8 protein-coding genes and 2 pseudogenes are annotated in these 5,189 nt (G+C 60.4%); 1 reads left to right on the forward strand and 9 read right to left on the reverse strand.

The features are described from left to right. Positions 1-162: 162 nt before the first annotated feature. From GSQ70_RS02555 to GSQ70_RS02565, 3 genes and pseudogenes are all read right to left on the reverse strand, one after another. Entirely contained in the window at positions 163-375 is a 213-nt protein-coding gene (locus GSQ70_RS02555) for a hypothetical protein (RefSeq protein WP_158785177.1), read from the reverse strand. Positions 376-514: 139 nt separating this feature from the next. After that, positions 515-861: pseudogene (locus GSQ70_RS02560) on the reverse strand (hypothetical protein). Positions 862-917: 56 nt separating this feature from the next. After that, on the reverse strand, positions 918-1,322 hold the full coding sequence (locus tag GSQ70_RS02565; RefSeq protein WP_158780841.1) for an ammonia monooxygenase: 405 nt from the start codon (positions 1,320-1,322) through the stop codon (positions 918-920). Positions 1,323-1,560: 238 nt separating this feature from the next. Here GSQ70_RS02565 and GSQ70_RS02570 point away from each other — a divergent pair, with 238 nt between their 5' ends. Then, complete coding sequence (locus GSQ70_RS02570; RefSeq protein WP_158780843.1) at positions 1,561-1,803, forward strand: hypothetical protein; 243 nt, start codon at positions 1,561-1,563, stop codon at positions 1,801-1,803. A 231-nt stretch (positions 1,804-2,034) separates the two neighbouring features. On the opposite strand, the gene GSQ70_RS02575 is transcribed toward GSQ70_RS02570, so the two are convergent. The 6 genes and pseudogenes from GSQ70_RS02575 to GSQ70_RS02600 form a co-directional block, all read right to left on the reverse strand. Beyond that, positions 2,035-2,400 (reverse strand): type II toxin-antitoxin system PemK/MazF family toxin, encoded by a 366-nt coding sequence (locus GSQ70_RS02575; RefSeq protein WP_158780845.1) that lies wholly within the window; start codon positions 2,398-2,400, stop codon positions 2,035-2,037. Beyond that, positions 2,400-2,672 (reverse strand): antitoxin, encoded by a 273-nt coding sequence (locus tag GSQ70_RS02580; protein ID WP_158780847.1) that lies wholly within the window; start codon positions 2,670-2,672, stop codon positions 2,400-2,402. Before GSQ70_RS02580 ends, GSQ70_RS02575 begins: the two co-directional genes overlap by 1 nt. A 109-nt stretch (positions 2,673-2,781) precedes the next feature. Further along, on the reverse strand, positions 2,782-3,024 hold the full coding sequence (locus GSQ70_RS02585; protein ID WP_158780849.1) for a hypothetical protein: 243 nt from the start codon (positions 3,022-3,024) through the stop codon (positions 2,782-2,784). Next, positions 3,009-3,743 carry a plasmid SOS inhibition protein A gene (locus tag GSQ70_RS02590; RefSeq protein WP_158780851.1) on the reverse strand — a complete coding sequence of 245 codons (735 nt, stop codon included), beginning with the start codon at positions 3,741-3,743 and terminating at the stop codon, positions 3,009-3,011. Before GSQ70_RS02590 ends, GSQ70_RS02585 begins: the two co-directional genes overlap by 16 nt. Then, entirely contained in the window at positions 3,740-4,168 is a 429-nt protein-coding gene (gene psiB, locus GSQ70_RS02595; protein ID WP_158780853.1) for a conjugation system SOS inhibitor PsiB, read from the reverse strand. The genes GSQ70_RS02590 and psiB overlap by 4 nt, the downstream gene beginning before the upstream one ends. A gap of 46 nt (positions 4,169-4,214) precedes the next feature. Then, a pseudogene (locus GSQ70_RS02600) lies at positions 4,215-5,189 on the reverse strand (hypothetical protein); the annotation flags it as partial.

Genomic DNA, 5,189 nt, shown 5'->3' on the forward strand with positions numbered 1-5,189 from the left:
TCATCATCCGGTGCGGTACTGGCCGCGTATTCACGGCGGGCAATACGGGTTTAGCGGGCGTGGCTGGCGCGGCCTCTTTCGCCTGGTCAAAGAAGCTGGCAAAACTGAGTTGAGACATAATTTCCTCCCCTGAATGCCGCCCCCTGCGGGGCGGCCCCTCCGTCAGTTACATGCCCGCTTCAGTTCGAGCGTGCGTAACACCTGCCCCCACTCGCTCCCGCGCATGGCAGGAATACGAACGGCGCGCCCTTTTCTGCGGCACTTTGCAATATGCCTTCCCAGCGCCCGCATTTCGGCGCTGATTTCGTCACGGTCGATATCACTGCGTTTAATACGCACCTGTTTTTTTACGGGTGCGTTTTCCGCCTCAAGCATCTGGACATACAGGGCGGTCGGTGTAACAATCGACGCTCTACTGAAATGATTCATGGCTGTTTCCTTTTAGTTGAGGCCGGATTCATCGTTCCAAGGCGAATAAATCCGGCGGAATATGGCAGACGAAAGTCTGCCTTTTTCATTTCCGGCTCTGGCCGGATAATTGCTTAACGCGGGTCAGTATTTCCGCATGATCAAGGTTGCTGTAGTCACGCATCCGGTAATAACGAATACCGATCCGCGCCCAGATTTCGGTCACGTTGCCGCAATACATTTCCGCAAGCATGAAGGTTTCGCACTCCCCGTTTTCGCTGGTTGACCAGTTCATCGGATACATCAGCCCCAGCGCGTCATGGAAGGCGTGAACGTCAGTTTCAACAGGCGCTTTTACCGCCGCTTTTCACGGCTAAGCCAGTACTCGCGCTCGGCTTCAGCGGTGGCCTGCATCCCCGGGATGGCTGAGGATTCGGTCAGGTGTAATTGCATGGTGTTCTCCTTCTTTGGTTGATGGCGGCATGCCCTGCCGCCGTGGATTAAGCTGATTAACGCGCTTCCAGGCGCAACATGGCCTGAGCAAAATTTATGTTGTTGCAAAGGTCTTTACGCGCGATGTCCCACGCCTCACGCCCGATAACGCCGTATAAGCGGATGGCATGATCTTTAGCCTGCAACCACGGCTGCACGACATGAAACGACACCAGCGGATATGAACGTTCCCAGCACAGCACGCCCTCTTTGTGAACGTTGTCGCTCATCAGGCTGAGAAGACGCAGGATTTCCTCAGCCTCATCTTTCTGGCTCAACCGGAGATTCCACACGCCGCAAAGCTCGATCAGGTATGACTTTTGTTCTGCGATAACACAGGCCAGACGCGCTTTTGGGTCTGAACCCCATCTTTCGGAAGATTCCCTGGTGGCGGTTTTGACGTTGACGTTTTGTGTGTTCATCCTGCTTTTCCTCTTCTCTGGTGGTTATTCCATCTCTCGGTGAGTTCGCTGGCGGCAAAGGGCAAAGGAGCAACGACGCAGGGAGGAAGAAAAGGGGCGGAGACAAAAGTTTTTGCGCCCCTGGCAAAAAGTTTTGGCGGAGTTTATATACCCCTTTGAATGACGACCCGGCGGTGCTACGACCAGCCCTCCGCCGGGGAACGGACGAGAGATGGCTCACCGGAGGTAAGGGAAGAGGATGAACACAACCGACGCGGCGGAACGGCGTGGCGACCTCAGCGCCGGTGGCCTTATCACCGGCAGTGAATGCGCTGGCGCCAGCCAGCTGCAGGTGTTGAACCTGCGTCATGCGATGGAAACCCGTCGGCCCGGAACGGGCCAGGGCAGAGACGCGAAGCGGCTCGGTGCGCAGCATGACAGAGTGGTGCCCCGCAGGGGCAGACGCCCGGTGTACGCCGTTGCCGTTCAGCTGACCCGCTAACTGGAGGACGAAGAGACAGAAGACTCAGGGAAAAAGCAGGACAAACAGGCGGAATAACAATTACCGCCGTGATCACCATGCATCGCGCGGGGGAATGACCGGTGCGCCAGCACCGGATTTCCCGGCCCGTCAGGGCGCGGGGTTATCGTCAGTGATATCGTTCTCTGCGGACCGCTTTTGCGTTCGCGTTACCGGAGCAGGAAAGGGGGGCTTACGGTGGCCCCGCTTTTCTCAACGCGGGTCAATGAGATCAACCACCATCGACAGGATTTCGTCCATGATATGTGGTTCAACTCTGGCCGCATAGCTGGCCCTGCGCGCCGTCAGGTCGAGCGAGCGTAGCTGATAACACAGTGCCACGCCGGTCACCCGGCCAGTATCGGTGCTGTCACCGTCAAGATAAACGGTGACGGCCTGTGAGCGGGCGGCCCCGCCACCGCTGGTGACGGGAATGCAGACCGCCGTACCGAGCGCAGCGACCAGCTCACGCGGTGAAATAACCAGGTAATAGTGCGGGCCTTTAAACTCCCGGCCCTCAACGGGGTCGCCGTTGACGTGCCAGATTTCGCCTTTCTGCGGCACCCTGCGCGATACCATCAGATGGACTCCCTGCCCTGCGGGGTATCATTCAGCCCGTCGCTGACCGCCTCGTTGAAATCGCGGATTTCGCACTCATCAATCCCGGCCAGCAGCTGCGCGAGCGTTTTTCTGCCCCGCGCAACGCGGCCCGTTGGCCGGATGCTGACCGCCTCGCCGTCTGCGGTAACGTCCAGTACGGTTCCTACGCTCCAGCCCGCTCTTGCGGCGATATCACTGGGTATGGTCAGCACCACCGCCCCGCCCTGCTGCCTCAGTCTTGTCAGTGACATAATAACCTCTCAGTGTGTGACTTAGTTACACTCACAATACTACCAGTGTTCCACAAAGTCACACTTTCAGTGTTTATTTATGATCCTGCAGTCTGTCAGGTACCCCGGTTTACCAGCCGGACTCCTCACGGTCACCGACCCCCTCTGACCAGTCCCGGATTTGCATATCCAGCACGTCCAGCTGCGGCAGCAGGGATTCAGCCAGCAGGTTAAAGTCACACTCCAGCCCGCCGGACAGCCCGTCCCACTCGATGGCCATATCCGTCAGCTTCTCCACCATTGCCTGAAGTCGCCTGCGCTGGCGGCGGGCGATTTTCAGCTCCGCACCGTAAGGGTTCACTTTCCTGCCCATGTCGCGGCCTCCCTGTGCGTCAGCTTGTTGGGCACCATCCATCGTTCCAGCGACCGGACGTGACCCGCAGCGGACTTTCCTGCCAGCGTCATCTCATACACCACGCGCCAGAGCGGATCGCCCGGCCACGGCTCCACGTCAGACAGTGACGGAAACCGCCGACGCCAGCGCATCAGCATGCTCTCCAGCTCGTACTCCGGCACGCTGCCACCGGACCAGCGCGACAGCCAGCTGCCCACCGTCTCCGGGGTGTGGAATGCCAGGTCGATTTCAGCCTGCCCCACGCTGGCCTCATACGCCTGCTTTCGCAGGGCCTCTTCCCGGCAGCGCTGGCGGGTGTATTTCTGTTCATGGAGCGACAGTTTCTGCCTGCGGCGCTCACCGGCCCGAAAGCCCACGGACGGAAACAACCCTTCAGCCGCGTCAGACGGCAGGGGCAGGCAGCAGACATCGCCCCGGCTCTCAATCAGCTGGTCAACGGCCCTGAGCCACCGCTCGCGCCTGCCGCGCAGCGACTCTGCCGTCAGCGCCGGTGAAAACACCCGTAAATCTGCAAGGCTTATCCGCCTGCTGCCGTTCAGGCAGCGAAAAAAGGCGGCGGCATAAGGATAGGCGCACAGCCTGGCCCCGCGCTGCAGGCGGTTTTCCGTCTCCGCGATGGCCCGCAGGGCGGCCTGACGTTCCGCGCTCAGTGGAACGGGGAAGTTTGCCTGGTTCATTCGCGCCCCTCCTGCAGGATGCTGATGATGCTGGCAGCAGAATAGCCGTCAGTATGAAAAAGGGCCGTCAGGCTCAGTATGTAGTTGATGTTTTCAGGGCTGAACACCGGGAGCGTCCGCACCACCGCAAACGGATGCCCGCTGGCAGAGATGAACATCACCAGCCAGTCAGGGCTGACGTAACCGGGGCTGCACAGCGCGAGCTGAAAGTTGCCGCTGGCAGGCGTGAACCGCACCTGCACCGGGAACATGCCGCCGTACTCATTGCGGTACTCCCCGTTCATGGCCCAGCCTGCGGGGGCATCGAGGTCACGCATCACCGCATGGGTCAGTTCGCGGCGAAAATCCTCCCCGCTGTCGCGCCAGTCTTCCATCTCGGCGGGGATCATGGTTTTCAGTACGTCAGTGGTAATAATGTCACGCATGAATTGTCTCCTTACCACCGCCCCGCGATGGGGCGGCTCTCCGTTGTCAGGCGGCGTCAGCCGTGGGGGTGTCAGTACCGTTATCCGGGGCGGCCTGCACTTTTTCAGCAGCGTCAGGGGCTTTCATCCAGGCGGGCACCCAGCGGGTGCAGGCCAGCATGGTTTCGGCCAGTTCGGCGGCATCACCCTTCTTCATCTTCGCCGCATCGCTGGCGGCTCCGGCCAGTCCGGCATCGGTCAGCGCATCCACAATCTGCGCCTTACTGAGCAGCCGGAGGAAGTTGTCTGCGGTGGGTTCCCACCAGTCACGCAGGTGGAAACCGATGGCGCTTTCAACGCCGTCCAGGTCGCTGCGCGAGGTATGGCCACAAACGCGGTCCTGCACCCCGTCCACCGAACAGGCGGTACAGAACGCCATCAGGGCCATCAGGGTTTCACCGTCCAGCTCAAAAAATCGGGTAAAGTCCTTCTCCCAGCCCTCCGGCAGCAGCGCTTCCAGGCGGTACCTTTCCTCCATCAGGCACCGCCACGCCTGTCCCTCCTTCCCGGTCGGGGCCTCGCTGGTCAGTCCGCTGTGGTGAACCTCCAGCCGCAGGACGAACGGATGACGGGTGGTGATGCAGTAGCTGAAGACGCAGCCACACAGCCGCCAGACCATCAGCGCCAGCGCTTTCTGCGGCTGCTGCATCAGCGCCGCCTGAACCGCGAGGGTGCGCTCGGACGACATTTTTTTCAGCAGCGGAACGCTTATCCCCTCTGCCACATCCGGTTCGCGCAGGGTGACAACCGGACGGCCTCCTGCGTTACCTCCCTCAGCGGAGCCGCTTTCCTCTGCCGCCTTTTGCTGCACCCCGCGCTGGATGAAAATCTCACCGTCATCCAGGCTGACCACCACGCCGCAGAACGCTTTCTGCTCCGGCGTCCATTCGCGGATAACGGCGGCATTTTCGGTATCGTCAATCTGCTGCTGAATGGCGTTCTCATCGTCGAAGGTTTCAGTCACTTCCAGCGTGGCGTACAG

The organism is Pantoea sp. BAV 3049, from assembly GCF_009765445.1.
Classification (GTDB): domain Bacteria; phylum Pseudomonadota; class Gammaproteobacteria; order Enterobacterales; family Enterobacteriaceae; genus Erwinia.